Source organism: Pseudomonas sp. GNP014 (assembly GCF_054344005.1).
Map to the genome: position 1 here is coordinate 2,668,206 of NZ_JBTGUS010000001.1, position 24,543 is coordinate 2,692,748.

Sequence of the window (24,543 nt, forward strand, 5' to 3'; positions counted from 1 at the left end):
CAGGTCAGGACTTGGCTTTGAACGCTTCCATCTGACCGAAGCCGGTCGGCGAGGTCTTGCTCTCGGTGGTGGCGCAGGTGCCTTTCGGAACCAGTTTCCAGGCGTTGGCCTGGTAGTCCATTTTCGACGTGCCGGCACAGGTGGTGCCTGCACCAGCGGCGCAATCGTTTTTGCCTTTCAAGGCCACGCCGAAGCATTTTTCCATGTCAGCGTCAGCGGCGTGGACGGTCGATACGGCGGCGATGCTGAGGGCCGAGCCGAGGGCCAGAACCAGGGCGGTGGCGGACAGGGTGCGGGTGGTAGCAGTCATGATGTTTCTCCAGATTTGAACTTGGGTTTTGCAAGCAAAGTGCGCTTGCTTGTCCCTCTAGAGAAACGAGGTGGCGTTGCGTTACAGCTCACTCAAAATCTTTTTGAAAAAACGCAAAACTCCTACAAGGGATTTTTGGAGGATTTGAAGATCGAGCAGGCACAAAAAAACGGCCCGAAGGCCGTTTCTTTGTTCAGAGCAAAGCATCAACCGCCCAGATACGCCTCGCGTACTTTCGGGTCGGTCAGCAGCGCTTCACCGGTGCCTTGCATCACCACCCGGCCGTTCTCCAGAACATAGGCACGGTCGGCGATTTTCAGCGCCTGGTTGGCGTTCTGCTCGACCAGGAACACCGTCACACCGTCCTTACGCAGCTGTTCGATGATGTCGAAGATCTGCTGGATGATGATCGGCGCCAGGCCCAGCGACGGCTCGTCGAGCAGCAGCAGTTTCGGCTTGCTCATCAGCGCCCGGCCGATGGCGAGCATCTGCTGTTCGCCGCCGGACATGGTGCCGCCGCGCTGATTGAAGCGTTCTTTCAGGCGCGGGAACAGGCCGAGGACCTTGTCCATTTGCTCCTGATAGTCGCCCTTGTCGGTGAAGAAGCCGCCCATGGACAGGTTTTCTTCAACGGTCAGACGGGCGAACACCCGACGACCTTCCGGCACCACGGCGATGCTCTTGCGCATGATCTGCGACGAATCCTGGCCGACCAGTTCCTCACCCATGTAGCGGATGCTGCCGCTGTGCGCCTGCGGTGAACCGCAGAGCGTCATCAGCAGCGTGGACTTGCCGGCCCCGTTGGCGCCGATCAGGGTCACGATCTCGCCCTGGCGGACTTCGACGTTGACGCTGTGCAGGGCCTGGATCTTGCCGTAGAAGGTGGAAACGTTTTCGAACTGCAGCATTTACGCTTCCCCCAGGTAGGCTTTGATCACTTCAGGATTATCGCGGATCTGTTCCGGCGTACCGTCGGCCAGAGGCGTGCCCTGGTTGATCACGACGATGTGGTCGGAAATGCTCATGACCAGTTTCATGTCGTGTTCGATCAGCAGCACGGTGACGTTGTGCTCTTCCCGCAACACGCTGATCAGCGCCTTGAGATCTTCGGTTTCCTTCGGGTTCAGACCGGCCGCCGGTTCGTCGAGCATGAGGATCCGCGGACGGGTCATCATGCAGCGAGCGATTTCCAGACGCCGTTGCTGACCGTAGGCCAGGGTTCCGGCGGTACGGTTGGCGAACTCTTTGAGGTTGACCTTTTCCAGCCAGTACTCGGCAAACTCCATCGCCTCGCGCTCGCTCTTGCGAAACGCCGGGGTCTTGAACAGGCCGGACAGGAAGTTGGTGTTCAAGTGACGGTGCTGGGCGATCAACAGGTTCTCGACCGCGGTCATTTCCTTGAACAAACGCACGTTCTGGAAGGTGCGCACCACGCCTTTGAGGGCGATCTTGTGGCCCGGCAAGCCCTGAATCGGCTCGCCGTCCAAAAGGATGCTGCCGCCGGTAGGCTGATAGAAACCGGTCAGGCAGTTGAACACGGTGGTCTTGCCCGCGCCGTTCGGCCCGATCAAGGCAACCACCTGTTTTTCCTTGACGGTCAGGGCCACGCCATTGACCGCCAGCAAGCCGCCGAAGCGCATGCTCAGGTTTTCGACTTTAAGAATCTCGCGGCTCATTTTCGCAACTCCATGTGTGGGCGTTGCATCGGCAGCAGACCTTGTGGACGCCAGATCATCATCAACACCATCAGGGCACCAAACATCAACATGCGGTACTCGCTGAACTCACGCATCATTTCCGGCAACAGGATCATCACCACGGCCGCGAGAATCACGCCCAGTTGTGAGCCCATGCCACCCAGCACGACGATGGCGAGGATGATCGCCGACTCGATGAAGGTGAACGATTCCGGGGTTACCAGACCCTGACGGGCGGCGAAGAAGCTGCCGGCGAAACCGGCGAAGCTCGCACCGAGGGTGAAGGCCGACAGCTTGATCACGGTTGGATTCAGACCCAGTGCACGGCAAGCGATTTCATCTTCACGCAGCGCTTCCCACGCACGGCCGATCGGCATGCGCAGCAGACGGTTGATGATGAACAGCGCCGCCAGCGCCAGCAACAACGCAACCAGGTAGAGGAAAATCACCTTGTTGATCGAGTTGTATTCGAGGCCGAAGTACTCGTGGAACGTCTGCAGGCCTTCCGCCGCCTTACGTTCGAAGGTCAGGCCGAAGAACGTCGGTTTCTCGATATTGCTGATGCCGTTCGGGCCACCCGTGATATCGGTCAGGTTACGCAGGAACAGACGGATGATCTCGCCGAAACCGAGGGTCACGATCGCCAGATAGTCACCGCGCAGACGCAACACCGGGAAGCCCAGCAGGAAGCCGAACGTCGCCGCCATCAGGCCGGCAATCGGCAGGCAGATCCAGAAGCTCAGGCCGTAGTAGTGCGACAGCAGCGCGTAGCTGTAGGCGCCGACGGCGTAGAAGCCGACGTAACCGAGGTCGAGCAGACCGGCCAGTCCCACGACGATGTTCAGACCGAGGCCGAGCATCACGTAGATCAGGATCAGCGTGGCGATGTCCACCGCGCCACGCGAACCGAAGAACGGCCACACCAGCGCGCCGATGATCAGCGCAATGATGAAGTAGCGTTGGGTGGTCGGCAGGGTCAGGAAGTTACTCGCCTTGGCCGGGATCAGCGGCAAGCCTGGCGAGGATTTCCACGCCTTGCTGATCTGCTGGTTGAACAGCACCCGCAGGAACATCAGCACCGAGCAGATGGCGATGGTCGCCAGAATCATCGGGCTGGTGTTATGCACTTCGAGGTTGATGCCGACGATGGTCAGTTTCAGACCGAGTACCGGGTAGGCCACGGCCCACACCAGCAAGGCACTGAACAGTGCCTGTTTAAGATTCCTAGTCATACTTTCTCAACCTCCGGACGGCCCAGAATGCCGGTCGGACGGAACAACAGCACCAGAACCAACAAGCCGAAAGCCACGACGTCCTTGTACTGGTCGCCGAAGATATCGGCACCAAAGGCTTCCGCCACCCCAAGCACCAACCCGCCGAGCATGGCGCCGGGGATGCTGCCGATGCCGCCGAGTACTGCCGCGGTGAAGGCTTTGAGGCCGACGAGGAAACCGGCGTTCGGGTTGATCACACCGTATTGCATGCTCAGCAGCACAGCCGCGATGGCCGCGAGCGCAGCACCAATGACGAAGGTCAGGGCGATGATGTTGTTGGTGTTGATGCCCAGCAGGTTGGCCATCTTGATGTCTTCGGCGCAGGCGCGGCAGGCGCGACCCAGGCGAGAACGGGAGATGAACAGCGTCAGGCCGAGCATGGCGACCAGGGTCACCACGAACACCACGATTTGCATGTAGGAAATCAGCACTTCATGTGCGCCACCTGGCCCGATGGAGAAGTTGCCGGGGATCAGGTTGGGGATGGATTTGTCCTTGGAGTCTTGCGCCAGCAGCACCGTGTTCTGCAGGAAGATCGACATACCGATGGCGGAGATCAGCGGGATCAGACGGTTGCTGCCGCGCAGAGGGCGGTAGGCGATCCGTTCGATGCTGTAACCGTAGGAACTTGTCACGACGATGCTCGCGATGAAAGCTGCGGTCATCAACAGCGGGACGTTGTCGATTCCCATCATGGCCAGCCCGGCGATGGCGATGAACGCCACGTAGGAGCCGATCATGTACACCTCGCCGTGGGCGAAGTTGATCATTCCAATGATGCCGTAAACCATCGTATAGCCGATGGCAATCAGGGCATACGTGCTGCCAATGGTCAGACCATTAACCAGCTGCTGGAAGAAGTGATAGAGGTCAGGCATTACAACGCTCCTAAAAACCTGATACGCATTTCACTGGTGGAGTCATTTTCCCGCCCGGCCCCGTGGATCTGTATCCACTTCGAATCCGGGTTTTGCCAGCGAACCGCTGATGACGGTTTTGAGATTTTCAGGTGGGGAGACTGGCGGATCACGCCAGCGCGGCCCATACATTCGTAAAACAAAGCCCACGGCACGCCGTGGGCTTTATTGGCAGTCAGTCAGGGCGCGCCTTACTGAGGCGAAGCTTCAGTTTTCGGTTTGCCGAAGTGCCACTCGTAAACCACAAACTTGAAGTCCTTCAGGTCGCCCTTGGCGTCGAAGCTCAGGTCGCCAGTCGGGGTTTTGAAGGTGCCGGCGTGGATGGCTTCGGCCACTTTGGCAGTGTCTTCGGATTTGGCTGCGGTGATACCGCCGGCAATCACTTCAACCGCCGAGTAGGAAGGGAACACGAACGGGCCGCTCGGGTCTTCTTTCTTCGCCTTGAATGCATCTGCCAGGGCGACGTTGGCCGGATCCTGGTCGAAGGATTTCGGCAGGGTTACCAGCAGACCTTCGGAAGCGTCTTTGGCGATCTGCGAAATGGAGTCGTTACCCACGCCTTCCGGACCCATGAACTTGGCTTTCAGGCCTTTTTCCTGGGATTGACGCAGGATCAGACCCAGCTCCGGGTGGTAGCCGCCGTAGTAAACGAAGTCGACGTTGGCTTGCTTGAGTTTGGCGATGATCGAGGAGAAGTCCTTGTCGCCGGCGTTGACGCCTTCGAACACGGCGACTTTCACGCCTTTCTTCTCGAGGGTAGCTTTAACGGCGGTGGCGATGCCTTCACCGTATTGCTGTTTGTCGTGCAGGACGGCAACGACTTTCGGTTTCACGTGATCGGCAATGTAGTTACCGGCGGCAGGGCCCTGGGCGCTGTCCAGACCGATAGTACGGAAGACCATTTTGTAACCACGGGCGGTGATGTCCGGGCTGGTGGCAGCCGGGGTGATCATGATCACGCCTTCGTCTTCGTAGATGTCCGAAGCCGGTTGAGTGGAGCTGGAGCACAGGTGACCGACCACGAACTTGATGCCGTCGTTGACGACCTTGTTCGCGACCGCTACGGCTTGTTTCGGATCGCAGGCGTCATCGTATTCAACGGCTTCGAGTTTCTTGCCGTCGACGCCGCCCTTGGCGTTGATCTGCTCGATGGCCATTTTCGCGCCACTGAACTGCATGTCGCCGTATTGGGCTACTGGACCGGTCTTTGGACCGGCGATACCGATTTTGATGGTGTCAGCTGCGAACGAATGGCTGGCAACCCCGGCCAGAACCATAGCGGCAAACAGTTTGGAAATCTGCTTAGTAGCCTTAGTCATAGTGCTCCACTCTTACTGTTGTATTTTTTTAGAGTCCTGGCGCCGTAGCAGCAGAACCGGGTCAGATATCTTTGCGATACCCTCCGGAAATGCCCCCGGCAACTGTACCGGTACAGTGTAGAGCGCCGGTTGTTAGCCTGGGAAGCGGGCGCCGAGGGGCAAAACTTGAGGGTGTCGCATTTTTGAATGAAAAAGACAGAATTGCGGCGGGGCGATCGTGGGCATATAGCTCAATCAGCAGCATTCCCTGGCGTTCCTGCTCTTTTCGTTCGGTGCAGCCCTTTGCAACCGGGTTTTTCTGGCGGACCACCGACGTTATCATTCGCGCCGATTTCTTTTCCGGACAGTTCCCATGAATCAAGAACCTAGCACCCTCTATGCCAAGCTGCTTGGTGAAACCGCATCTATTACCTGGAAAGAGTTGGAGCCGTTCTTTGCCAAGGGTGCCCTATTGTGGGTCGACCCTGACCTGGATTTGATCGCTGCCGCCGAGGCCGTGGCCTCGGACGATGGCGAGAAAGTGGCTGCCTGGCTGGCCGAAGACAAGGTCGGCAAGCTGTCTGAAACGCGGGCGCTGGATATTTTCGAGCGCGATCCCGAGATGTGGGCGGTGGTGGTTCGGCCGTGGATTCTGGTCCAGGAAAGGGCGCGCAGTTGAATGCGTGCACCTCGGTGGTGCGCGTTGCCGCCGGGGAAAAGTGTGTAGTGGAGTAGCGTGATGGCAGGTTGCCGTAGAGAAATGCCACAAGCGGGGGTGGCATCACGGTGACGTAAACGTAACGGGAACAGTTTAGTAAGCAGCCTAACGGCTGCTTAATTGTTTCTGGATGTTGGAAGGCGTGAGTTTTTGCGCTGTTGTCATGGCCTCATCGCTGGCAAGCCAGCTCCCACAGGGTCCGAGTGAACACAACTATTGTGAACACTACAAATCCTCTGGGAGCTGGCTTGCCAGCGATTGAGGCGACTCGGTTCTGGATCAGACCGAGTAAGTCTTCCCCGTATGGTTATTGAGGGAAATAACCTTGGTCTTGCCGATCCGGTGACGGTAGATCTCGCGCAGGTACTTGATCGACTTCTTCACGCAATCCCGTGACAGGCGAATGTCATTGATCGAGACAAACTTGTCCTTGTCGTTGATCAGCTCGCGGTACTTCTTCTCGTACATCGGTTTGATCGCGTACCAGTTGGTGTCGAGGATCTTCGCCGGGTTTTCGAACTCGTTGAGCAGATCGTCGATGCGGTCTTCGTCGAAATCCTCGTGGATGATGAAGTCGAGGATCGAGTTGTCGAGGGTCTCGTCGAAGCGGTACGGGTTCTTCGCGAAGCAACGCTTGATGAACGCCACGATCAACGTCAGGAAGTCGTCCGACAGGCACGGGCTCTTGGCGATCAGAGTGGTCAGCGACAGGTTGGCCGAGGCGCCGATCACCAGCGCGTAACGCTTGAGCGTGGTGTTGGGGAACAGGCTGTTGAGGTGGGTCTTCAACCGGTTCAGGTCCATGTACGACAGTTTGTAGTCTTTGGGCAGCGAGACAATCGAGACCACCGACGAGCAGTTCTTGAAGAAGTGCAGGTCGTGCAGGGCGGCGGCGTCGTAGCCGGAATTCTTGTACTGCTCCAGCGACGCACGATAGCGCTTGGATTCGATCGGCAGCAGGCTGATGCCCTCGATCGCCTGGGTGACCTTGTTGAAATGCGGCAGGTCGATCGAGCGGAAGAACAGGTCGTCGATGTTCAGGCGCTGCGGCTCTTTGTCGAACACCTTGAACTTGTCGCTGCTCGGCGGCGGGGTTTCCGGCACTACCGATTCGGCGTAGGCGATCGCCACCGGGCCGGCCAGGCTCATGAACAGGTCGTTGGCGTCGAGGCGAATGGTTTCGCCGATGTCGATGCCGGCACGACGGAAGTAGTTCTGGTCGTAGTCGGTGGTCACCGCCTGCGCCGTCAGAATGTTGAAGATCTGCTGCGAGATGTACTGATTGGCGTGCTTCTCCATCGCATTGACATCAATGTTCTGGATGTTGCCGTCATCGCTTTCTTCGGCGTAACGCATGATGTCATTGGAGATCAGCATCATCGCGTTCCATGGACGGATACGGCCCATGACGCTGGCTTCGCTGCTGTCTTCGTTGGCGAAGTTGTAGGAGAAATCCCATTCTTCCGACAGGTATTTGCACAGCAGGCGTCCGGCGTTGATGTGCAGCGCCTCGGACATTTCACTGCGGTGGTCGGAAATGTTCGGCAGCACGCAGATGCCACTGGTAAAGATCGGCTCGAACACAAACGAATGGCCGCTCTTGCCGTCGTGCTCGTCCATTGGCTTGGTGTCGAACGTCTTGTTCATGTACGAGTGCTGTTGGGCCAGGCCGAACTCCGAAGCCATGCCCGAACCGGTACCGCCGCCGGCGCTGAAAATCGAGAAATACAGACGCGACTGGTTGGCCTTGATGCCGCAGCTGTCGATCAGGTACGAGTGGATCATTTTCCAGTCGGGGCTGGAGAAACGCTGGGTGTCCTTGTTGAGGATGATCTTCGCCAGGTACTGGCCGAGGATCGGCGCGTTACCGGCGCCACCGGCGTGGACTTCGGACAAGTCCATGATTTTCATTTTGCTGTAGTCGCGCAGGAAGCCGCTTTTCTCGCCCTTGCGCGAAAAACGGATGCGCCCGGCGATGTCCTTGTCGAGGTCGCCGAGCATCACCAACGGTTCTACCAGGAACACCGGTTTGGTGGATTTGTTCGGGCCGATCCGCAGGTTCTGCTTGATCCACTGGGCCGGGCTGTAGCCCTTGTCGGCCAGACGCCGATCCGCCGCGCGGTCTTCGTTGTTGAATTCGTTGAGGTAGAACTTGCGCGCGTTGTACACCAGCTCCGCGACGTCGAGGGCAATGTTCGAGCCGCAGCGACCGAGGCCGATCAGGCACACCGAAGGGAATTCCTGGTCGTTATGCTGTTCGTTGTCGCCTTCCAGGTGCGGTGGGCGCGGGAACACCAGGTCGCGCAAGCCGTCGAGGTTGTCGAGGATGCGGTCGGTGTTGGTTTCGGTGAAGTACAGGTATTGCTGGGTCGACAGCGGGCGCGACGGGACCGCTGGCTTTGACGATGACGGGCTGTTGGCAGCGGGGCTCAACGTCAGATCGGAGACCGCAGTGGCAGGATTGTTTTTAGAAGTCATTGGGCGCCATATACCTGGACTGGTTTGGCCCGCTGACCGATGTCAGCGGGCCTCACGGAATAAGATCTCGCGTCTTTTGTGCGCGAATTGAGCCCGAGCGTCAGGCTTCTGGCCTGACTTTCGCTGGGGGGAATCCTTTCCTGATCGTTGATGAATCGGCCATTATTCGGCGATCTTTAATTGAAAAGAGGCAAAGTGATGTCAACGCTACCTTCGTTGGGGTTCGCCGGAATCGGTCTGATGGGGCTGCCCATGTGCCGGCGTCTGTTGGCGGCGGGTTACCCGCTGACCGTGTGGAATCGCAACCCGGACAAGTGCGCGCCACTGGTTGAAGCCGGCGCGCGACAGGTAGCGAGCCCCGCTGAACTGTGCGAACACGCCGACGTGGTGATGCTGTGTCTGGCGGACACGGCGGTGGTTCGCGCAGTGGTGTTTGGCCCGGCGGGTGTCGCCGAAGGCGCAAAAAAAGGCCAGTTGCTGGTGGACTTTTCCAGCCTTGAACCGACCGCCACGCGCGAGATGGCGGCAGAGCTGATGGAGAAAACCGGCATGAGCTGGCTGGACTCACCGGTGTCCGGCGGCGTGGTCGGTGCCGAGGCGGGCAGCCTGGCGATCATGGTCGGTGGCGCTGCGGCCGATCTTCAGCGCGTACGCCCGGTGTTGCTCAACCTCGGTCAGCGGGTTACGCACATGGGCGGCATCGGTGCCGGGCAGGTGACCAAGGCCTGCAACCAGATGATTGTTGCCTGCAACGCGCTGGTGATTGCCGAAGTGGTGGCGCTCGCCGAACACGCGGGCGTCGATGCGAGCCTGATCGCTGAAGCGCTGGCCGGCGGTTTTGCCGATTCGAAACCGTTGCAGATCCTCGCCCCGCAAATGGCGGAAAGCCGTTTCGAACCGATCAAATGGCACGTGCGCACGCTGCTCAAGGATCTCGATACCGCCGTCAAATTCTCCCGCGAACAGGGTTCGGCGACGCCAATTAGCGGATTGGCCGCACAACTGATGCGCCTGCATGGGGCGCAAGGCTATTTGGCGCAGGATCCAGCGACACTGGTGCAAATGTACCGCGCGCCAGAATCAGCGGATTGACCGCGTGGGGCGGCGTGCGTTGATTGATTTCCTCGAGCACCGGACGTAATTCGTCCAGCGGCACCGGGCGGCTGAGCAGGTAACCCTGAATGAAATCGCAGCCCGAGCGTTCAAGGAATTCGTACTGCTCCAGGCTTTCCACACCCTCGGTCACCACCTGTAAATGCAGGGTGTGCGCCATGACAATGATCGCCTGGACGATCTCCATGTCGGCGGTCGCCGTGGGAATGTCGAGGATGAACGAGCGGTCGATCTTCAGCGTGTTGAGCGGCAGGCGCTTGAGGTAGGCCAGCGAGGAGTAGCCGGTGCCGAAGTCGTCAATCGACAGTGAGACGCCAAGCGCGCGGATCTGCCTCAGCAATACCAGGGTGTTGGCAATGTTGCCCATCAGTGCGTTTTCGGTGACTTCCAGTTCCAGCCGTTCCGGCGCCACCCCGGCGCTGCGTAATGCGCTTTCGATTTCGTTGGCCAGTTCCTCCCGGGTGAGGTTGAGTGGTGAGCAGTTCCAGGCAATTTTCAGTTCTTCGCAGCCATGCCGCGACAATTCACCCAGGTCCTTGCAGGCCCGGCGCAGCACCCAATTATCCAGCTCGGCAATCAGGCCGTTATTTTCAGCGATGGAGATAAAGCGATCCGGGGTCAGCAACCCGTGCAGCGGATGCTGCCAGCGGATCAGCGCTTCGAGCTTGGTGACACGGCCAGTCTTCAGTTCGAAGATCGGTTGGTAATACAGGGTCAGGCCGTTTTCTTCGCGCAAGGCGTGGCGCAGTTCTTCTTCCAGTTGCAGCTCGAAGCTGGCGCGGGTCTTGAGGTTGGAGCTGAAAAAATGCAGGCCGTTGCGGCCGGCGCCCTTGGATTGATACAACGCCAGATCGGCGTGTTTGAGCAGTTCCTCGCAGGTGGTGCCATCCTCCGGAAACAGGCTGATGCCAATGCTGGTGGTCATCACCATGCGGCGTCCAGCCAGTTCGATCGGCTCTTTCATCTTGAGCATGATGCGCTGGGCCATATTGCGGGCTTCTTCGCGATCACGAAGGCCGATCAGGATGCAGAACTCGTCGCCGCCAAAACGCGCGACCACGTCTTCATGGCTGCGCACCGAGCCTTTGATGTGCTGGGCGATAACCTTGAGCAGTTCGTCACCGGCGTCATGGCCGAGGCTGTCGTTGATCCGTTTGAAGTGGTCGATGTCGAGAAACATCACCGCAAGCATGCCGCCCTCAGTGGTTTTCTGGCAGAGCTTTTCGGCAAAGATCTGGTTGAAACCGCGACGGTTGATCAGGTTGGTCAGGGCATCGTAGTTGGCCGCTTGCTGCAGCGACATGCGCGCCTGATCGAGCTGGCTGAGCAGGGCGTTGACCCGGCGCAGGTCCTCTTCCTTGTTCTGCAGTTTCTTGTCGGCCAGCGCCGCACTGATCGCACTGCCAAGGATCAGCAAGGTAATCAGCGCGACGGTGAGGCCCAGCTGCAGATGGTTGGTTTGGGCTGTCGGCATCGGCTGGCCGCTTTCGGGCAAGACCAGATTCAGCGCCGCCATGGCGGTGAAATGCATGCTGAAAATGCCGGCGCCGAGGAGCAGTGCCGCGCTGTACCTGAGCATCTGATGGAACAGGCCACTGCCTTCACGCAAATAACCGGCGACCCATAATGCGGCGAAACTGGCGCCGATGGCGATGGCGATCGACAACACGAACAGCGTCGGTTGGTAGTAGGCGGTGGCGTTCGATTTCATCGCCGCCATGCCGACGTAATGCATGCCGGCAATGCCCAGACCGATGACGATGGCGGTTTTCAGATACCGCATCAGACTGGTCTGCGCATCGCTCAACGTGTGCATGGCCAGCCACGAGGCGAGCAGGGCGATCAGCAGGGAAAACAGGGTAATCGGCAGGTCGTAATGGATTTCGATCGGTGCCTGAAACGCCAGCATGCCGATGAAGTGCATGGCCCAGATGCCGCCGGCCAGGCACGTCGCGCCGATCCAGCGCCAAAGGCGTTGCGAGCGTGGATCTTCGGCATGGACGACGCGCTCGGCCATGTCGAGGGTGGCAAAACTCGCGGCGCTGGCGACCAGATAGGCCACCAGCACCAGCAGGGGATTATGTGTGCAATCGAGGATGACCTGCCCGCTCTCCGGCAGCTCGGTAACAAACTGCAAACCAAGCCACTCCATAGCATGCCCCGTCTCTGAAGTCGTCCCGAGTAAGCGTTGAACGCAGCTGAATGTCAGGAGTATAGAGGCCGATTTCGGGGTGCAAGCGGTAGTGGCACATTGGCGCTAATGATTTTGGCATTAGCGTCATAGCGATTAGCGCTAAAAGCTTAAGCGATCTGTTCGAAAGGGATTTGCGCCCAGTCGGGTTGCAGGGGCGGCAAGCCGAAACGCGCGCGGGCCTTATCGCAATCGACATTCTGCTCGCCATTTTCCCATGACGACTCAAATTCGCGGCAGGGGCTGGAGCGCAGTTCATAAATCGAGCACTTCACCTCGCTGCCGACTTCACCGACCAACGCCGTGCAGCGCGGCGATTTGCAGTCGGTGCCGTTCATCGCCACCCGACTGGGGCTGATCTGTGTGACCAGCTCATCAGGCACCGTGCCACCTGAAGATGAGCACTCACCCCAAAAGAACGACACGCGAAAATGGGAACAGCAGGCACCGCAATTCAGACACGGACTGACTTCAGACATGGGCGAGGGTATCAAAGGGATTGATCGGGAGATCCGGACGGATCCGGCGGCCATTCTAGGCTTTGCCACAAACTTGGGAAGGGGGGCGCGAAAGTATTTTTTTGTGCCAGGATTTTGCCGCAAAAGCCCCGGTTTTCGGGGGATTGCAGGCTTATCAAGGGCTTACGTTTCGTTACAGTGCCATGGCCCGATATCAGGCAGACGAATGATCACAGACAGGCCAGTCCGCGCTGACTAGATTGCAGGTTCCGGGCTCGGATGCGGTGGCAGTGAAGCCCTATAACAATAAAGAGACGGACCCATGCAGAACTCGACCCAAGCGGCGAATGCCTGGCGCATTCTGTTCCTGCTGTTCCTGGCCAACCTGTTCAATTTCTTCGACCGCACCATTCCGGCGATCATCATCGAACCGATCCGCATGGAATGGCACCTCAGTGACTTTCAACTGGGCATTGTCGGTACCGCATTCACCATTGTTTACGCGATTGCCGGGCTGCCGCTGGGGCGCATGGCGGACACCGGTTCGCGCAGCAAACTGATGGGCTGGGGCCTGGCGACCTGGAGCGCGCTGACCGCGGTCAACGGTCTGGTCGGCAGTTTCTGGAGTTTTCTGATCGTGCGCATGGGCATCGGCATTGGCGAGGCCAGTTATGCGCCGGCGGCCAACTCGCTGATCGGCGACCTGTTTCCGGCCCATCGTCGGGCGCGGGCGATGGGCATTTTCATGCTCGGTCTGCCGCTCGGATTGCTCTTGGCGTTCTTCACCATCGGCGCGATGGTCAAGGCGTTCGACAGTTGGCGCGCGCCGTTCTTTATTGCCGCCGTACCGGGGCTGATCCTGGCGATTTTCATGTTCTTCATTAAAGAGCCGAAGCGCGGTGCGGCGGAAACCGTGCAAGTCTCGCAGGAGAAAGTCGACAAGCCGATCCGCCGGATTCTGGCGGTGCCGACTTTTCTCTGGCTGGTCATGGCCGGGTTGTGCTTCAACTTCGCGACGTACGCCTGCAACTCGTTTCTGGTGCCGATGCTGCAGCGCTATTTCCTCATGCCGTTGCAGGAAGCGGCGGTGGCTACCGGGATGATCGTTGGCGTCACCGGGTTAGTGGGGTTGACGCTGGGCGGCTGGATTGCTGACAAGATTCACCAGCGCGTGGCCAACGGGCGGCTGCTGTTTGCGGCGTTCAGCCTGATCATCTCGACCCTGTGCACGGCGTGGGCGCTGCATGCCGGGCGGATCGAGATTGGTGTGTTTGTCGCGGTGTTCAGTGTCGGTTGGCTGTTTGCCTACAACTTCTACACCTGCGTTTACACGGCGATTCAGGATGTGGTCGAGCCACGTTTGCGGGCGACGGCGATGGCGTTGTTCTTTGCCGGGTTGTATCTGCTCGGCGGTGGTCTGGGGCCGGTGGTGGTCGGCGGGTTGTCGGATCATTTTGCGCATACCGCGATGTTGTCGGCGGGGGCGGAGCAGATGACCGAAGCGTTCAAGGCAGTCGGCCTGCATGATGCGATGTACCTGATTCCGGTGGCGCTGTTCTTGACCATGGTGTTTCTGTTTCTGGCGGCGCGGTGTTTTGTACGGGATGCGAAGCGGATGAAGGAGGGGTTGGTGGCGGTGGTTGAGCCAGAGGTTGCAGCAGCGACTGCCTGACTGCTATCGCTGGCAAGCCAGCTCCCACAGGTATTGTGGTGTTTACAGATTATGTGAACGACCCGATCACTGTGGGAGCTGGCTTGCCAGCGATGACGTCATCAGCATCACCGGATAAATAACAGGCAAACAAAAAGGCCCGCATCGCTGCGGGCCTTCTTGTTTTCAGCAAGGAGGAGGGATTAACCCGCCACCAACACCCGGATCGCTTCCAGGCGCAACGCCGCTTTATCGAGCATCGCCAGACCCTGTTCACGTTGCTTGCGCAACGCATCCAGTTCGCTGTCGCGCACGGACGGGTTGACCGCTTGCAACGCGGTCAGGCGCGCCAGTTCTTCATCGGTGTCGGCCGCCAGGCGGCGGCGGGCCTCGGCCACACGCTCGGCGTGACGCGGGGCGATCTTGTCTTCACCGGCGTTGATCCGTGGCGTCAACTGATCGCGCTGGGCCTGGATGAACTTGTTGGCGCTGGCGCGTGGCACGCTTTCCAGCTGATCGTTCAGGGTTTCGAACGAGACCCGTGGCGACAAGTCGTTGCCGTTGGCGTCGAGCAGGCAGCGCAGGGCCGCTGGTGGCAGATAGCGGCCCAGTTGCAGCGAACGCGGGGCAACCACTTCGCTGACGTAGAGCAGTTCCAGCAATACAGTGCCCGGTTTCAGCGCCTTGTTCTTGATCAGCGCGACGGCGGTGTTGCCCATCGAGCCGGACAACACCAGGTCCATGCCGCCCTGCACCATCGGGTGTTCCCAGGTGATGAACTGCATGTCTTCACGCGACAGCGCCTGGTTGCGGTCGTAGGTGATGGTCACGCCTTCGTCGTCACCCAGCGGGAAACTGGCGTCGAGCATCTTTTCGCTCGGCTTGAGGATCAGGGCGTTTTCCGAATGGTCTTCGCTGTCGATGCCAAAGGCGTCGAACAGGGTTTCCATGTAGATCGGCAGGGCGAACTGATCGTCTTGCTCGAGGATCGCTTCGACCAGCGCATCACCTTCGCCAGCGCCACCGGAATTCAGCTCCAGCAGGCGGTCGCGACCGGTGTGCAGCTCTTCTTCCAGACGCTCGCGCTCGCTGCGTGCTTCGTCGATCAGCGCTTGCCACTCGCCGTCGTCGGCTTCTTCGAGCAGCGGCAGCAGGCGCGGGCCGAACTGATGCTGCAAGGCGTTGCCGGTCGGGCAGGTGTTGAGGAACGCGTTCAGCGCCTCGTTGTACCACTGGAACAGGCGCTCTTGCGGGCTGGTTTCCAGGTACGGCACGTGCAGTTCGATGATGTGCTTCTGGCCGATCCGGTCGAGACGACCGATCCGCTGCTCAAGCAGGTCCGGGTGCGACGGCAGATCGAACAGCACCAGGTGGTGCGCGAACTGGAAGTTGCGGCCTTCACTGCCGATTTCCGAACAGATCAGCACTTGCGCGCCAAACTCTTCGTCGGCGAAGTAGGCGGCGGCGCGGTCACGCTCGAGGATGTTCATGCCTTCATGGAACACCGTGGCCGGGATGCCGGAGCGCACGCGCAGGGCGTCTTCCAGGTCCATCGCGGTTTCGGCGTGGGCGCAGATCACCAGCACTTTGGTGCGCTTGAGCATTTTCAGCTGATCGATCAGCCATTCGACGCGCGGGTCGAATTTCCACCAGCGTTCTTCTTCGCTGGCGTCCGGCTGGGCCTGGAAGCTGACTTCCGGGTACAGCTCGGCGTGATCGCCCAGCGGCAGTTCGAGGTATTCATCCGGGCATGGCAGCGGGTACGGGTGCAGTTTGCGCTCAGGGAACCCTTGCACGGCGGCGCGGGTGTTACGGAACAGCACGCGGCCGGTGCCGTGGCGGTCGAGCAATTCGCGCACGAGGCGGGCGCTGGCTTCGGTGTCGCCATCGTTGACGGCGGTCAGCAGGGCTTCACCCTCGTTGCCGAGGAAGCCATGAATGGTCTTGTGCGCTTCTGGCGACAGGCGGCCCTTGTCGAGCAGTTCCTGGACGGCTTCGGCCACCGGGCGATAGTTGTCGCTCTCGGCGCGGAACGCGGCCAGGTCATGGAAACGGTTCGGGTCGAGCAGACGCAGGCGAGCGAAGTGGCTGTCCTGACCGAGCTGTTCCGGGGTAGCGGTCAGCAGCAGCACGCCCGGAATGGTTTCTGCCAGTTGCTCGACCAGGGTGTATTCCGGGCTGGCCTTGTCTTCGTGCCAGACCAGGTGGTGGGCTTCGTCGACCACCAGCAGGTCCCAGCCAGCGGCGAACAGCGCGTCCTGGGCTTTCTCGTCTTCGACCAGCCACTCCAGCGCCACCAGCGCCAGTTGCGTGTCTTCGAACGGGTTGGAGGCATCGCTTTCGATGAAGCGCTCTTCGTCGAACAGCGCGACCTGCAGATTGAAGCGGCGGCGCATTTCCACCAGCCATTGGTGCTGGAGGTTTTCCGGCACCAGGATCAGTACACGGTTGGCGCGGCCCGAGAGCAGTTGGCGATGGATCACCAGACCGGCTTCGATGGTTTTACCCAGGCCCACTTCGTCCGCCAGCAGAACGCGCGGGGCGATACGGTCGGCGACTTCACGGGCAATGTGCAACTGGTGCGCGATTGGCTGAGCACGAACGCCACCCAGGCCCCAGAGCGAGGATTGCAACTGGCGGCTGGTGTGTTCGAGGGTGTTGTAACGCAGGGAGAACCACGCCAACGGGTCGATCTGCCCGGCGAACAGACGGTCGCTGGCCAGACGGAACTGAATGAAGTTCGACAGCTGGGTTTCCGGCAGGGTAACTGCTTCGTTTTGCCCGTTGAGACCGTGATAGACCATCAGCCCGTCGACGTCGTCGACTTGCTGTACGGTCATCTTCCAGCCTTCGAAGTGGGTGATGCTGTCACCCGGCGAGAACCGCACGCGGGTCAGGGGCGCATTCCGTAGCGCGTACTGGCGGGTTTCGCCAGTGGCCGGGTAAAGCACGGTCAACAAGCGGCCGTCCTGTGCCAGAACGGTGCCTAAACCAAGCTCTGCTTCGCTGTCACTGATCCAGCGTTGCCCCGGTTGATACTGCTGCGCCATGCTGCCTGACTCCCACCTTGAAAAAGCGGGCTATCTTAACGGAATGCGGGCTTAAGGGCCAAAGATTACTGGGTAGGCGCTGTGGCGGGCGGCGAATTTTTAATCGTTGGGAACACTTGAGTTTTGTGGTGTCCGATTAAAAGATCGCAGCCTTCGGCAGCTCCTGCAGGTGCCAAGCGCGTCACAGATTTACGACGAGTGGCTCAAGGCGCCTTTGCCACAGCCGATAGCCTGCTGACAGGAGACCCTTTATATGTTGCCACCGATGCTCCCCCTGAGCGCCGTGCCGATCACTTCCCAGCAGGATCCGATCCGCCAGCGACCGGACATTCCGCCAGTGGTACCGGTGCAGGAAAGCTCCAACGAAAGCACGATTGATCTGCAAAAACGCGATCCGGAAGAGGATGGCTTGCTGTTGCGCGAAGAACAGCGCCGTCAGCAGGAGCGTGATCGTCGTCGTCGCGAGGCCGACGAAGATCCGGAAGCACACCTTGCGGTGCCAGGCACCGAACTCAATGCCGACAACACCGTACCGGTGGTGCCGCTGATGGAAGACCAGCCGCGTCAGGGTTTGTGGGTCGATATCGAGATCTGAATCCGTCCATTTACATGAAATGTCTTAGAGCGGTGGCTGGTCAGCGCTGGCGTCAGGCGGCATGATTGGCGCAGTCCTGCCGGCGATGCGGCAGTTGTGATTTCTTCAAGCGATGCGCCGAACGCCATGAGCCAAGACGATAAACTGATTGACCTCAGCACCGAGCGCGCCAAGCGCGTGCATGACCTCAACGAGAAGCGCCTGAATGAAGTGCGCAAGGCCTTCGAGCAGGCCATGCCGTTGGGAAAAACCCAGAAAAAGCCGAAAAAGAAACCGAAAAAGCGTTGATCTCCCTCCGCATCCTTTGATGCAGGTCAGTTATTTTCCCGCCTTTGCCCTCTGTGTTGACCGGACTTGATCCTGGTCAATTTCTGCGCCTGCGTGATTGGTTAACTTAGCTCCATCGCAGCAAAGCAGGGGCCGGGAGGCCACAGTCATGTTTTTCGATAACGTGGTGTTTGCCGGGGTTCTGACCGTTGGGCTCATGGTTCTGTTTTTTGCAGGGTTTGGATTTTTTATCTGGAAGGATGCGAATAAGCGCAAGAAGTAGGTCTTTCTGGGTTTGATGAGCACGCAAGGCATTTTGGGCAACTTCGGTTGCCCTTTTTTTTTGTGCCGTGGCGGCCTTTGGGCCGACCAGGCTCTTGGGGTTCTGGGTGAATATCCGTTTTTGCGGGTGTTGCTGATTACGGTTCCGCCCTTACGGCGGGTCACCTTTTTCAAACGCCAAAAAGGTAACCGAAAAGGCTTGCTCCTACGTTCGGCCCTCGCAGGCTCGGGTTCCTTCGCTACGGGATCAATCCGGGCGCAGCGGCTCCGGTTTGCTTCGCTGCACCTCCTTCCGCTGTGTACGACTGCGTCGTACGGTCGCTGCGCTCCCACGCCCGGATCAATCCCTCCACTCAGCCTTCCGACGTCGCCTTACAGATCAAGATCAAAAGCAGGCGAGCTGACACTCGGCCTATTGAGTGGTGAAAAGCGGGTGTTCGGCTTTGGGTTTGTGGTGCTCTTGCCCCTCATCGGAACGCCGCCCGCCCAGCCCTCTCCCGAGGGAGAGGGAGCCGATGGTGGGCCTGTGAAAATTTGCGTTCAACTCGGACTTTCACGTCGGCGTAACTCTATCAAACACCTCGGTCAGTCCCCTCTCCCTCCGGGAGAGGGCTAGGGTGAGGGGCTTTTGATCTGGCTTTTGATCTTTTGCCCCATCGGCAGGCCGAGCGGAGGTGTTCATCAGGGGGGAGGCGCGCAGCGCCATGCGGCGCAGCCGCATACATCGAGAGGAGGTGCAGCGAAGCAAGCCGTAGGCGATGCCCTCTGATGGACACCGTAGCGAGGGAACACTGAGCCTCAGCGAAGTGCCGTACGCCGGGGCAAAGCCTTTTGGGTTATTTTTCGCTGGGCCGGCATTCCGGCGTTTGGAAAAAGTGACTCGCTGTAAGCGCGAAACCGCCAGCAGCAACACCCACAGCAACGGATATGCTCACAAAACCAGACCCAAAAAAAAGACGCGATCCTCAAGAATCGCGTCTTTTCATCAAAGCTTGAAGCAGCCTATCAACTACCCAACGCCTTCGACGCCAGCCAGAACAAACCAGCCGACAGCGCCACCGTCGCCGGCAGGGTCAGGACCCAAGCCAGCAGGATGGTACGAACCGTGCCACCTTGCAGGCCGCTTTTGTTGGCGACCATGGTGCCCGCCACGCCCGAGGACAGAACGTGAGTGGTGGATACCGGCAGGCTGAAGATGTTGGCCAGGCCGATCATGCTCGCGGCGGTGATCTGCGCCGACATGCCCTGGGCATAGGTCATGCCTTGCTTGCCGATTTTCTCGCCGATGGTCAGTACCACGCGTTTCCAGCCGATCATGGTGCCCAGACCCAGGGCCAGCGCGACCGCCAGAATTACCCAGAACGGGGCGTATTCGGTGGTGGTGGTCAGGTCTTTGCGCAACTTGTCGAGGTCAGCCTTTTCGCGGGCTTCAAGGCCTGGCAGCTTGGCGACTTTCTTCGCGGTGTCGTCCAGGCACAGCAGGTAGCGACGCACTTCGATGCGGCTTTCGGCCGGCAGCGAGTGGTAGTCCGCTACACCTTTGAGGGTGTGCAGCAGGGCGGAAATGGTCGGTTCGGTCTGCTGCGGGTTGCAGCGGAATTTCTCCGGCAGGTCGCCTTCCACGCTTTTGCCCAGGGCCAGGAACTCACCGAGGGTGGCGGAGTTGCGCTGGTAGAACTGGCTCAGGTGCAGGGTCGCGTCGCGGGTGCGTTCGATCTGGTAAGTGGTGCTGTTCAGGTCGAGCACGAACTGCGCCGGCACGATACCGATCAGCACCAGCATGATCAGGCCGATGCCTTTCTGACCGTCGTTGGAGCCGTGCACGAAACTCATGGCCATTGCCGACATCACCAGCACCAGACGATTCCAGAATGGCGGGTGTTTCTTGTCGTCGATCTTGCGGCGCTGTTCCGGCGTCTTGTGCATCTTCGACAGTGGGCGCCACCATTTGAGGCCAATCAGCACCAGCGCCGCGACAAGGAAACCGGCCATCGGCGAGAACACCAGCGAGGCACCGATGTCGATCGCTTTCTGCCAGTTCACGCCGTCAGCCAGCGGAATGTCGTTGATCAGGGCGTTGGCCAGGCCGACACCGAGGATCGAACCGATCAGGGTGTGCGAGCTGGAGGCCGGGATACCGAAGTACCAGGTGCCCAGGTTCCAGGCGATTGCCGCGGCGAGCAACGAGAACACCATTGCCAGGCCATGGCCGGTGTTCACATTGATCAGCAGCTCTACCGGCAGCAGGTGGACAATGGCATACGCCACGCCAACGCCGCCCAGCAGCACGCCGAGGAAATTGAACACACCGGAGAAGAACACCGCCAGATGAGGCGGCATGGCTTTGGTGTAGATAACAGTGGCTACCGCGTTAGCGGTGTCATGAAATCCATTGATGAACTCGAAGGCGAGGACAAACGTCAGGGCGAGCAAGAGGCTCACAAGCACCCAAGCATCCAGTCCGCTGAATAAATCGATCATGAAGGTTTTCTGACCCGGTCGTAAGGGGGCGCGATTATGCCAGAAAAGACTGGGAATCGATCCCCTACCTGCTCATTGGTAACAATGTTCTTCGATTTAATTTGTTGCAGCAGGTTAAAACCAAGCGTGGCGCAGGGTTTTTCAAGTCATTGATTTTGTTGCTAAAAGCTTTGCCTGGAAGGGGTTTTTCCAGGCGTGACAAAGCATCAAACGCTTGTCTGAAATATCTCTGAAACGTGTAGGAAGCTTCCTTCAGTCGGTCTGACTGAAAGAGAGCCGCTGCCCGCGGGTAGCGGGCGCGCAAGGCATCGTCGATACACCGCGCTGGTAACCGGTGCGCACGTTGACCTTCGAAATCGTCAAAACCCGTGGCTCATGGCTCTTCGGCTTTGAGTTCCTTTTCGATCTTTTCGATTTCCTGCTTGAAGACCTGATCCTGAACGGTAGGGCGTTTGCGCCATGCCTTGCGTTCCGGCTCGGGTTGAGCGGCGTAGGTGGTGACTTCCCCGCCGTAAACTTCCTTGTAACGTTGTTCCTGGCGCTCAAGTTCCGCGCGCAGTTCGTCTTTCGTCACAGTGCTACCTGTTTGAGTTGAGTTGAATGTCTGGTGAACACACTGCAACGAATCGCTTGATCGGTCCCGTCGAGTGCTCAACGCCTGAACGGACATTGATATAAGAGCAGGGCGGGTCAAGGACTTCCATGTTACAGGCGGCTACGGCACCAGATTAAAACTGACGCAGCATCAGTTTCCTGTTTCAGCGAGCGCTGGCGTTGCATGAGGCATTGGTGTCAGGCGCAGGCCGGGGCGTCGGCGATGGACATCGCATCAGCCAGTGGCGACCCCGGTGATTAAAAACGCGGTGCCACTGAGGTGCATTATAGCGGTCGATTCGGGAATGACTATCTTTGCCAAGTTAAAAACGGTTCTGGATGTGTGATCGTTTTGTTGCTCGCAACTTTATTGCTAGTTAACGTCTGGAAAATACAGTTATTGGCCTGGCGATCTGTTTTTGGCGTCATTTAGTCGAACAACTAAAGCGCTGTTCAGTGCGCTGGTGAAGTTGAGGCCTGAGCAAAAAAGCACCGAGCGAGGCAGCGCAGGTCGATTGCGATTATCGGTCGACGGTTCGATAATCGCCCAATGTTGGCGGTTCGACGCTTGTGCATCGGTTGCCAAGTCGTTTGTATAGCCGCTGAGCCGAGCACAAAAACAAGGACCCGACATGAACGATCAAATGCGCAACTCCTTTACCTCCGTGGCGCCGCCGATCGTTGCCTCGCCGGCCAAGCGCATTCAGGCCCTGACCGGCGATCCGGACTTCATGACCTCGCTGGCCCGGGGCCTGGCGGTGGTGCAGGCATTTCAGGAGCGCAAGCGGCACCTGACCATCGCCCAGATCAGCCACCGCACGGAAATTCCCCGCGCTGCCGTGCGTCGTTGCCTGCACACCCTGATCAAGCTCGGCTACGCCACCACCGACGGCCGTACCTATTCGCTGCTGCCCAAAGTGCTGACCCTCGGTCACGCCTATCTGTCTTCGACCCCGTTGGCGGTTTCGGCCCAGCCGTACCTCGACCGCATGAGCGAGCAATTGCACGAAGCCTGCAACATGGCCACGCTCGAAGGGGACGACATTCTCTACATCGCCCGCTCGGCGACCACGCAACGGCTGATTTCGGTGGACCTGTCGGTGGGCGGGCGCCTGCCGGCGTATTGCACGTCGATGGGGCGGATTCTGCTGGCGGCGCTGGACGACACATCCCTCGGTGAATACCTCGATCATGCCGAACTCGTGGCCAAGACCAGCCGCACGCTTCACACCCCGGAAGCCTTACTCGAGTGTCTGCAAGAAGTGCGGCAGCAGGGCTGGTGCATTGTCGATCAGGAGCTGGAACAAGGCCTGCGCTCGATTGCCGTGCCGGTCTACGATGCTTCGGGGCAAGTGGTCGCTGCGCTCAACGTCAGCACCCACGCTGGCCGTGTCAGCCGTACCGAGCTGGAACAACGCTTCCTGCCGGGCCTGCTCAGCGCCAGCCGCGACCTCAGTGCGCAACTGTTTGCCTGAGGAAGCTGTTCGATAAACGCACAGTGTTGCGTTTATCGAATTGACGCTAAAACCCTCGGATCATTAATGTCGCGGCAGCGTCATCCGGCGCTGATGTGAATGAGCTCGCCGGACTGCCGACTCCCATAATAATGACAAGAGGCAACTCCCCATGCGCACGTTCCCCGACTGTCGCCGCCGCTCCCCGTGTTGCCGGTTTCAACGCAACGCCTGATCCACACCTTCTATTCTTGTGACCGTGCCGCTCTCTGGCCGGCCGCCGTTCGACTGCGTTTTTTGCGTGGAATAAAAATAATGAACCAGCCTCAGTCCGCTGTGGGTAACTGCCTCGACGTGCAGACCTTCATCAATGCCCAACCGATCTCGCGCTATCAGTGGCGGGTGGTGATCCTGTGTTTCCTGATTGTGTTCCTCGATGGCCTTGATACCGCCGCGATGGGCTTCATTGCCCCGGCGCTGTCTCAGGACTGGGGCATCGACCGCGCCAGCCTCGGCCCGGTGATGAGCGCCGCGTTGATCGGCATGGTTTTCGGTGCACTGGGTTCCGGCCCCCTGGCTGACCGCTTCGGGCGCAAAGTCGTGCTGGTCGGCGCAGTGGTGTTGTTTGGTGCCTTCAGCCTGGCGTCAGCGTACAGCACCAATGTCGAACAACTGCTGGTGCTGCGCTTTCTCACCGGCCTCGGTCTGGGCGCCGGCATGCCCAACGCCACCACGCTGCTGTCGGAGTACACCCCGGAGCGCAAGAAGTCGCTGCTGGTGACCAGCATGTTCTGCGGCTTCAACCTCGGCATGGCCGGCGGCGGTTTCATTTCCGCCAAATTGATTCCGGCGTTCGGCTGGCACAGCCTGCTGCTGATTGGCGGGATTCTGCCGTTGATCCTCGCGGTGGTATTGCTGGTCTGGCTGCCGGAATCGGCGCGGTACCTGGTGGTGCGTAACCGCGGCACCGACAAGGTGCGCAAGACCTTGGCACCGATCGACCCGGTCACCGTTGCCCAAGCGTCGAGTTTCAGTGTGCCGGAACAGAAAACCGTCAAGGCGCGCAATGTGTTCGCGGTGATCTTCTCCGGCACCTACAGCACCGGCACTTTGTTGTTGTGGCTGACCTATTTCATGGGACTGGTGATCGTGTACCTGCTGACCAGCTGGTTGCCGACGCTGATGCGTGACAGCGGCGCGAGCATGGAGCAGGCCGCGTTCATCGGTGCGCTGTTCCAGTTCGGCGGTGTGCTGAGTGCGGTCGCGGTGGGCTGGGCGATGGACCGCTTCAATCCGCACAAGGTCATCGGCGCGTTCTATCTGTTGGCCGGGGTGTTTGCCTATGCGGTGGGGCAGAGCCTGGGCAACATTACCTTGCTTGCGACCTTGGTGCTGGTGGCGGGGATGTGCGTGAACGGTGCGCAATCGGCGATGCCGTCGCTGGCGGCGCGGTTTTATCCGACTCAGGGCCGGGCGACCGGTGTTTCCTGGATGCTGGGGATTGGTCGCTTCGGCGCGATTCTCGGAGCGTGGATGGGCGCGACGCTGTTGGGCCTGGGCTGGAACTTCGAACAGGTGTTGACGGCGCTGGTGATTCCGGCGGCGTTGGCGACGGCGGCGGTGGTGATCAAAGGCATGGTGAGTCATGCGGATGCGACCTGAGTTTCACTTTCAGCATCGTCGGTGAATGTGATGGCCGCATCGCGAGCAGGCTC

At 59.4% G+C, this 24,543-nt stretch carries 20 protein-coding genes; 8 read left to right on the top strand and 12 right to left on the bottom strand.

From position 1 onward, the window contains the following. Nucleotides 1-4: 4 nt before the first annotated feature. From ACXX9E_RS11940 to ACXX9E_RS11965, 6 genes are all read right to left on the bottom strand, one after another. On the bottom strand, nucleotides 5-310 hold the full coding sequence (locus ACXX9E_RS11940; protein WP_123465294.1) for a BufA1 family periplasmic bufferin-type metallophore: 306 nt from the start codon (nucleotides 308-310) through the stop codon (nucleotides 5-7). A gap of 206 nt (nucleotides 311-516) precedes the next feature. After that, nucleotides 517-1,218 carry an ABC transporter ATP-binding protein gene (locus ACXX9E_RS11945; protein ID WP_003222380.1) on the bottom strand — a complete coding sequence of 234 codons (702 nt, stop codon included), beginning with the start codon at nucleotides 1,216-1,218 and terminating at the stop codon, nucleotides 517-519. After that, entirely contained in the window at nucleotides 1,219-1,986 is a 768-nt protein-coding gene (livG, locus tag ACXX9E_RS11950; RefSeq protein WP_123465296.1) for a high-affinity branched-chain amino acid ABC transporter ATP-binding protein LivG, read from the bottom strand. Further along, on the bottom strand, nucleotides 1,983-3,239 hold the full coding sequence (locus ACXX9E_RS11955) for a high-affinity branched-chain amino acid ABC transporter permease LivM (RefSeq protein ID WP_123465298.1): 1,257 nt from the start codon (nucleotides 3,237-3,239) through the stop codon (nucleotides 1,983-1,985). The genes livG and ACXX9E_RS11955 overlap by 4 nt, the downstream gene beginning before the upstream one ends. Further along, entirely contained in the window at nucleotides 3,236-4,159 is a 924-nt protein-coding gene (livH, locus tag ACXX9E_RS11960) for a high-affinity branched-chain amino acid ABC transporter permease LivH (RefSeq protein ID WP_123465300.1), read from the bottom strand. The genes ACXX9E_RS11955 and livH overlap by 4 nt, the downstream gene beginning before the upstream one ends. Nucleotides 4,160-4,389: 230 nt before the next feature. Further along, nucleotides 4,390-5,517: a branched-chain amino acid ABC transporter substrate-binding protein gene (locus ACXX9E_RS11965; RefSeq protein ID WP_123465302.1), complete on the bottom strand. Its 1,128-nt coding sequence runs from the start codon at nucleotides 5,515-5,517 to the stop codon at nucleotides 4,390-4,392. 352 nt (nucleotides 5,518-5,869) lie between these two features. Between ACXX9E_RS11965 and ACXX9E_RS11970 the strand changes: the two genes are divergently transcribed. Continuing rightward, nucleotides 5,870-6,175 (top strand): DUF2288 domain-containing protein, encoded by a 306-nt coding sequence (locus tag ACXX9E_RS11970; protein ID WP_123465304.1) that lies wholly within the window; start codon nucleotides 5,870-5,872, stop codon nucleotides 6,173-6,175. Between the two features lie 318 nt (nucleotides 6,176-6,493). Here the strand turns inward: ACXX9E_RS11970 and ACXX9E_RS11975 are convergent, their stop codons facing one another. Then, the gene (locus tag ACXX9E_RS11975) at nucleotides 6,494-8,692 is read right to left on the bottom strand and encodes a hypothetical protein (RefSeq protein ID WP_123465306.1); all 2,199 of its coding nucleotides are present in this window, start codon (nucleotides 8,690-8,692) and stop codon (nucleotides 6,494-6,496) included. A gap of 198 nt (nucleotides 8,693-8,890) precedes the next feature. Here ACXX9E_RS11975 and ACXX9E_RS11980 point away from each other — a divergent pair, with 198 nt between their 5' ends. Next, complete coding sequence (locus ACXX9E_RS11980) at nucleotides 8,891-9,784, top strand: NAD(P)-dependent oxidoreductase (RefSeq protein WP_458555461.1); 894 nt, start codon at nucleotides 8,891-8,893, stop codon at nucleotides 9,782-9,784. On the opposite strand, the gene ACXX9E_RS11985 is transcribed toward ACXX9E_RS11980, so the two are convergent. Both ACXX9E_RS11985 and ACXX9E_RS11990 read right to left on the bottom strand, forming a co-directional pair. After that, nucleotides 9,675-11,957 carry a putative bifunctional diguanylate cyclase/phosphodiesterase gene (locus ACXX9E_RS11985; RefSeq protein ID WP_458555462.1) on the bottom strand — a complete coding sequence of 761 codons (2,283 nt, stop codon included), beginning with the start codon at nucleotides 11,955-11,957 and terminating at the stop codon, nucleotides 9,675-9,677. The genes ACXX9E_RS11980 and ACXX9E_RS11985 overlap by 110 nt on opposite strands. A gap of 149 nt (nucleotides 11,958-12,106) precedes the next feature. Next, nucleotides 12,107-12,475, bottom strand: coding sequence for a YkgJ family cysteine cluster protein (locus ACXX9E_RS11990; RefSeq protein WP_007918504.1), 369 nt, complete (start codon nucleotides 12,473-12,475; stop codon nucleotides 12,107-12,109). A gap of 301 nt (nucleotides 12,476-12,776) precedes the next feature. On the opposite strand from ACXX9E_RS11990, the gene ACXX9E_RS11995 reads away from it, so the two are divergent. After that, entirely contained in the window at nucleotides 12,777-14,126 is a 1,350-nt protein-coding gene (locus tag ACXX9E_RS11995; RefSeq protein WP_123465312.1) for a spinster family MFS transporter, read from the top strand. A 182-nt stretch (nucleotides 14,127-14,308) separates the two neighbouring features. On the opposite strand, the gene rapA is transcribed toward ACXX9E_RS11995, so the two are convergent. Then, on the bottom strand, nucleotides 14,309-17,155 hold the full coding sequence (gene rapA, locus ACXX9E_RS12000) for an RNA polymerase-associated protein RapA (RefSeq protein WP_123465313.1): 2,847 nt from the start codon (nucleotides 17,153-17,155) through the stop codon (nucleotides 14,309-14,311). Between the two features lie 253 nt (nucleotides 17,156-17,408). Here rapA and ACXX9E_RS12005 point away from each other — a divergent pair, with 253 nt between their 5' ends. The 3 genes from ACXX9E_RS12005 to ccoM all read left to right on the top strand — a co-directional run bounded on the left by ACXX9E_RS12005 (nucleotide 17,409) and on the right by ccoM (nucleotide 18,300). Next, nucleotides 17,409-17,750, top strand: a complete 342-nt coding sequence (locus ACXX9E_RS12005) for an aspartate-semialdehyde dehydrogenase (protein ID WP_340133344.1) — start codon at nucleotides 17,409-17,411, stop codon at nucleotides 17,748-17,750. 126 nt (nucleotides 17,751-17,876) lie between these two features. Continuing rightward, nucleotides 17,877-18,038, top strand: coding sequence for a hypothetical protein (locus tag ACXX9E_RS12010; protein ID WP_164747860.1), 162 nt, complete (start codon nucleotides 17,877-17,879; stop codon nucleotides 18,036-18,038). Between the two features lie 148 nt (nucleotides 18,039-18,186). After that, nucleotides 18,187-18,300 carry a cytochrome c oxidase subunit CcoM gene (ccoM, locus tag ACXX9E_RS12015; protein ID WP_003222396.1) on the top strand — a complete coding sequence of 38 codons (114 nt, stop codon included), beginning with the start codon at nucleotides 18,187-18,189 and terminating at the stop codon, nucleotides 18,298-18,300. 1,004 nt (nucleotides 18,301-19,304) lie between these two features. Here the strand turns inward: ccoM and ACXX9E_RS12020 are convergent. Together ACXX9E_RS12020 and ACXX9E_RS12025 are read right to left on the bottom strand one after the other, a co-directional pair. After that, nucleotides 19,305-20,780 carry an inorganic phosphate transporter gene (locus ACXX9E_RS12020; RefSeq protein ID WP_123465315.1) on the bottom strand — a complete coding sequence of 492 codons (1,476 nt, stop codon included), beginning with the start codon at nucleotides 20,778-20,780 and terminating at the stop codon, nucleotides 19,305-19,307. A gap of 373 nt (nucleotides 20,781-21,153) precedes the next feature. Beyond that, nucleotides 21,154-21,354 (bottom strand): hypothetical protein, encoded by a 201-nt coding sequence (locus ACXX9E_RS12025; RefSeq protein WP_008080067.1) that lies wholly within the window; start codon nucleotides 21,352-21,354, stop codon nucleotides 21,154-21,156. 652 nt (nucleotides 21,355-22,006) lie between these two features. Here ACXX9E_RS12025 and pcaR point away from each other — a divergent pair. After that, entirely contained in the window at nucleotides 22,007-22,849 is an 843-nt protein-coding gene (gene pcaR, locus ACXX9E_RS12030) for a pca regulon transcriptional regulator PcaR (RefSeq protein WP_123465317.1), read from the top strand. 294 nt (nucleotides 22,850-23,143) lie between these two features. Then, entirely contained in the window at nucleotides 23,144-24,490 is a 1,347-nt protein-coding gene (gene pcaK, locus ACXX9E_RS12035) for a 4-hydroxybenzoate transporter PcaK (RefSeq protein ID WP_458555463.1), read from the top strand. The last annotated feature ends 53 nt before the right edge of the window (nucleotides 24,491-24,543 follow it).

Bases quoted from the DNA above. Each gene is read 5' to 3' on its own strand.
- ACXX9E_RS11985 (WP_458555462.1), bottom strand. From the start codon at position 11,957: ATGGAGTGGCTTGGTTTGCAGTTTGTTACCGAGCTGCCGGAGAGCGGG.
- ACXX9E_RS11975 (WP_123465306.1), bottom strand. From the start codon at position 8,692: ATGACTTCTAAAAACAATCCTGCCACTGCGGTCTCCGATCTGACGTTG.
- ACXX9E_RS12020 (WP_123465315.1), bottom strand. From the start codon at position 20,780: ATGATCGATTTATTCAGCGGACTGGATGCTTGGGTGCTTGTGAGCCTC.
- pcaK (WP_458555463.1), top strand. From the start codon at position 23,144: ATGAACCAGCCTCAGTCCGCTGTGGGTAACTGCCTCGACGTGCAGACC.
- ACXX9E_RS11955 (WP_123465298.1), bottom strand. From the start codon at position 3,239: ATGACTAGGAATCTTAAACAGGCACTGTTCAGTGCCTTGCTGGTGTGG.
- ACXX9E_RS11945 (WP_003222380.1), bottom strand. From the start codon at position 1,218: ATGCTGCAGTTCGAAAACGTTTCCACCTTCTACGGCAAGATCCAGGCC.
- ACXX9E_RS12005 (WP_340133344.1), top strand. From the start codon at position 17,409: ATGTTGCCACCGATGCTCCCCCTGAGCGCCGTGCCGATCACTTCCCAG.
- ACXX9E_RS11940 (WP_123465294.1), bottom strand. From the start codon at position 310: ATGACTGCTACCACCCGCACCCTGTCCGCCACCGCCCTGGTTCTGGCC.
- pcaR (WP_123465317.1), top strand. From the start codon at position 22,007: ATGAACGATCAAATGCGCAACTCCTTTACCTCCGTGGCGCCGCCGATC.
- ACXX9E_RS11990 (WP_007918504.1), bottom strand. From the start codon at position 12,475: ATGTCTGAAGTCAGTCCGTGTCTGAATTGCGGTGCCTGCTGTTCCCAT.
- ACXX9E_RS11965 (WP_123465302.1), bottom strand. From the start codon at position 5,517: ATGACTAAGGCTACTAAGCAGATTTCCAAACTGTTTGCCGCTATGGTT.
- rapA (WP_123465313.1), bottom strand. From the start codon at position 17,155: ATGGCGCAGCAGTATCAACCGGGGCAACGCTGGATCAGTGACAGCGAA.
- ccoM (WP_003222396.1), top strand. From the start codon at position 18,187: ATGTTTTTCGATAACGTGGTGTTTGCCGGGGTTCTGACCGTTGGGCTC.
- livG (WP_123465296.1), bottom strand. From the start codon at position 1,986: ATGAGCCGCGAGATTCTTAAAGTCGAAAACCTGAGCATGCGCTTCGGC.
- ACXX9E_RS12010 (WP_164747860.1), top strand. From the start codon at position 17,877: ATGAGCCAAGACGATAAACTGATTGACCTCAGCACCGAGCGCGCCAAG.
- ACXX9E_RS11995 (WP_123465312.1), top strand. From the start codon at position 12,777: ATGCAGAACTCGACCCAAGCGGCGAATGCCTGGCGCATTCTGTTCCTG.
- livH (WP_123465300.1), bottom strand. From the start codon at position 4,159: ATGCCTGACCTCTATCACTTCTTCCAGCAGCTGGTTAATGGTCTGACC.
- ACXX9E_RS11980 (WP_458555461.1), top strand. From the start codon at position 8,891: ATGTCAACGCTACCTTCGTTGGGGTTCGCCGGAATCGGTCTGATGGGG.
- ACXX9E_RS11970 (WP_123465304.1), top strand. From the start codon at position 5,870: ATGAATCAAGAACCTAGCACCCTCTATGCCAAGCTGCTTGGTGAAACC.